This is a genomic window from Ferruginibacter sp., assembly GCF_031430955.1.
In the GTDB taxonomy this organism is placed as follows: domain Bacteria; phylum Bacteroidota; class Bacteroidia; order Chitinophagales; family Chitinophagaceae; genus Ferruginibacter.
Genome location: NZ_JANPCM010000482.1, coordinates 1 through 3,895 on the forward strand (window position 1 = coordinate 1; position 3,895 = coordinate 3,895).

General features: G+C 38.4%; 2 protein-coding genes. One reads left to right on the plus strand and one right to left on the minus strand.

The annotated features are described in order from the left end of the window. Positions 1-175: 175 nt before the first annotated feature. On the minus strand, positions 176-3,289 hold the full coding sequence (locus ACY65O_RS13400) for a glycosyltransferase family 117 protein (protein ID WP_462221364.1): 3,114 nt from the start codon (positions 3,287-3,289) through the stop codon (positions 176-178). A gap of 201 nt (positions 3,290-3,490) precedes the next feature. Between ACY65O_RS13400 and ACY65O_RS13405 the strand changes: the two genes are divergently transcribed. Then, on the plus strand, positions 3,491-3,895 hold a 405-nt coding region (locus ACY65O_RS13405), incomplete at its 3' end, for an EamA family transporter (RefSeq protein WP_462221365.1).

Genomic DNA, 3,895 nt, shown 5'->3' on the forward strand with positions numbered 1-3,895 from the left:
CATCGTATTTGGAGAAGTTGTAGCCTAACATGATAAAATTTGTTTAAGGTGTCAGACGGTTTAAAACCGTCTGACACCAGCTAAATTACGAAACATTCAAGTGCATCGTTTGGTTCGGTTGTTAAATAAAAAATCCCCCGAAATATTTCAGGGGATATGAATGATTTATATTTTATTAACCTTTTTTCTTAGGCTTTGTATCTGCTGCAGCTTTTGGTACACTTGCAGGCGGTTGCACCATTAGTGAACCGGGGATTTCCTGCATTTGTTGAACTCTTGGGTTTTTAAATTGCATTTCTATCTGCTGAATACCCATTTGTAAACGTTGTACATCCTGTATTTCAGTTTGCATGCCTTCCTGTTTACTGTCGCTGAGGTTGGTTAAATAATTCATCGACTGATCCAGATCTTTCTTTACAGCTTTAGTTATTTTATCTGCTAAAGCAGTATCACCGGCTTTGTAAGCAGCAATAAGCATTTGTAAAGAAAAACTATTGTGCTGCTCTCTTCTGCTTACCATTCCATAAGGGAAGTTTTCCTGCAGCATCATCTGATCGCATTGGTTCAGCATCTTTTTAGCTTTATCTTTTTCTCCTTTATCTGCAAGGCTGCCTGCTACCTGTGCATAAGCTAAGCGAATACTGTTTAAATGCCTGCGGTTTTCTTCATCAAAATAAACACCCGGAATATTGGCGTTGCCAAATTTAAATTTAGTAGTCATCTTATCGTAAGCCCAATCGTTATTTACTTCGCTGTTTAACACCGGTACAAAGCGGTAAGTAAGTCCATCCTGGCGGATGTATTTATCTATACCAATATCGCCTGCTTGCGGCGACGTAAAATAAATTGGCCTTTTCCATTTATTGGCTGCAATAATATTTAAAACAGCCGCATCATTTTTAAATATTACATTTTTAGGAATTTCAAATTGCACTGACGATACAACACTATCAGTTGCATTAACAGTGCCATTTTGTTTTACTAAATTTATATCAACAGGTACAGCTACTTTTTTAGAGGGATAAATATTTAATGGACTTCCATCACGGCCCTGTTCCATTTTAGATGGATCATCGCTCCCTGCATAATCTTTCATCATGGTATAAAGATCCATATACTGATTAGGATCGATGCCGGGCTTGGGTGCATTGTAAATAATATCCCTGTTGCTGCCTTCAATTTGTTCTGCCGTCCAGATAGGATCAATAGGGGCGCTTTCATTTACTTTGTAACGCAATTCATTTATGTACCAATCGGTACCCAGCAAACTTGAATTTATCACACGTATATCCGGACGGATACCTTCCACTTCCTGTGCATACCAAAGCGGATAAGTATCGTTATCGCCAAAAGAAATTACAATGGCATTGGGGGCACAGCTTTCTAAATAATCTGTTGCAAGGTCTCTTGCCATAGTTTTGTGGCTGCGGTCATGATCGTCCCATTCCTGGCTGGCCATTAAAACAGGCACAGCGAGTGTGCAAAGTGCAGCAGCAACATAACCAGCCATCGTACTGTTCTTTATAAAACTTTCAAATAATTCTTTTACATATAAAACTCCCAGGCCAATCCAAATGGCAAAGGCGTAAAAAGATCCAACAAATGCATAATCCCTTTCACGTGGCTGGTTACCCGCCTGGTTTAAATAAAATATAACGGCTGCACCGGTTAATAAAAATAACAGGCTCACTATAAAATTATCCCTCTTATCTTTTTTAAATTGAAAGATAAAACCCAGTATGCCCAATATAAGCGGCAAAGCAAAAAGCTTATTATTGGCTTTATTATTTTTTAAACTGTCGGGCATAGTGCTTTGGTCGCCTAACCTTAAATTATCCCATGGGCCAATACCTGTTTTCCAGTTACCATCACGTACATTACCCATGTAAACACCCTGTACATCGTTTTGCTTACCAGCAAAATTCCACATAAAATAACGGATGTACATCCAGTTTAACTGGTAGCTGATTGCAAAGCTGATATTCTCACCCATGGTTGGTGCCCTTTCCCAATTACCCTCCTTATCTTTTCCAATACCAGCCCAGCCGGCATAATAATCAGCATGGCCCTGGTCGTTGCTTTGGTCCCACATGCGGGGAAACAAATGCTGATCTTCGGGTGCATAAACGTATTCTATTTTTCTCCCATTTTTTTCATATTTGCCATTACTCTTAATATAAGTTTCCGTTATTTTATTATCAACAGGCTGTGCTGTAAAATCCTGCCCGTATAAAATGGGCCAGTCACCGTATTGCTCACGGCTTAAATAACCAACAAGACTTACAGGATTATCTACATTGTACATATCTACCGAAGGGTTGGCATTGCTGCGTACCAGTGTGGTAAAGTAAGAAGAGAAACATCCCAGAATAACAAATGCAAAACTCCACAAACCTAATTTTAAAAAATTCCAGTTTTTACTATTTGCAATGCGAAGGCCAAAAAATATTAATGCACCAATAAACACAAAGAAAAAAGCAAAGCCAGAAAAGAAAGGCATTCCAAAACTGTTTACAAAAAGCACATCAAAACTTCCTGCTCCTTTAATCGTCCATTGTATAACCGCTTTTTGCACCACACCAGTAAGTACGCAACCAATTACAAAAGCCCAAAAAGTGCCCCAGTTGGTTATTTTGTAGCGTTTATAATAATAAATAATTACAATAGCGGGAATGGTTAATATATTTAAAAGATGTACACCAATTGATAAACCCATTAAAAAGAATATCAAAATTATCCACCGGTCGGCATGTGTAAAATGGCCTTTTATTCCTCGGGCTTCTTCCACATCAACATTTTGCTCCCATTTAAGCATTGCCCAAAAAACAATAGCAGTAAAAAAAGATGATAAAGCATATACTTCACCTTCTACAGCACTGTACCAGAAAGAATCGGAAAAGGTATAAGCCAAAGCACCAACAACACCTGCAGCCATTACAGCAAATATTTTTTCGGTGGTTAATTCAGCCCCGTTTTTAGTAACTGTTTTACGGGCAAAATGGGTAATACTCCAGAATAAAAATAATATAGTAAAACCGCTGGCTAATGCGCTCATCAGGTTAATGCCTGTTGCTGCATGTTGCGGATCGAAAGGTGCCATAAATAAACGGCCTATTAATGTAAACAGCGGTGCCCCCGGCGGATGCGGCACCTGCAATTTATAAGCACTGGATGCAAACTCCCCGCAATCCCAAAGGCTGCCGGTGGCTTCCATCGTCATAATATATACTGCACAGGCAATAATGCAAACCAGCCACCCGGTAATGTTGTTAACACGTTTAAAATTCATATAGTATTGGTTATAAGTTGGCAAATATAATATGTTTAATGTTTAGAGTTTAGCCGTTTAGCATTATTTATAATTATTTTGAGCTAAGCCCAATTCCTCTCCCGGGGCGAGGGAGTTCGAAGGCGGGTACATTAATCTATAATTTAATCTTCTTCATTTCCCTCCCCACGGGGGAGGATAGGAGGGGCTTATATTTGCATTATGAAAAAAGCACTGCTTCAACTTCATCTTGCTGTTTTTTTAGCCGGCTTTACAGCCATACTGGGTGTATTTATAAAACTTAATGAAGGTTTATTGGTTTGGTACCGGCTTTTAATAACTGTAGTAACGTTATTTATTTTACTGTACATAAAAAAACAATTGCAAAAAATTGCTTTAAAAGATGTGTTGAAGATTTTTGGTGTAGGGGCAATTGTAGCTGTACACTGGGTAGCATTTTACGGCAGTGTAAAATATGCCAACGTATCAGTAGCATTGGTTTGTTTTAGTGCCGCAGGTTTTTTTACTTCTTTATTAGAACCGCTTATTTTAAAAAAACGGGTTGTATTCATTGAAGTGGTATTGGGTTTACTTGCAATAGCTGGAATTTACATCATTTTCGATTTT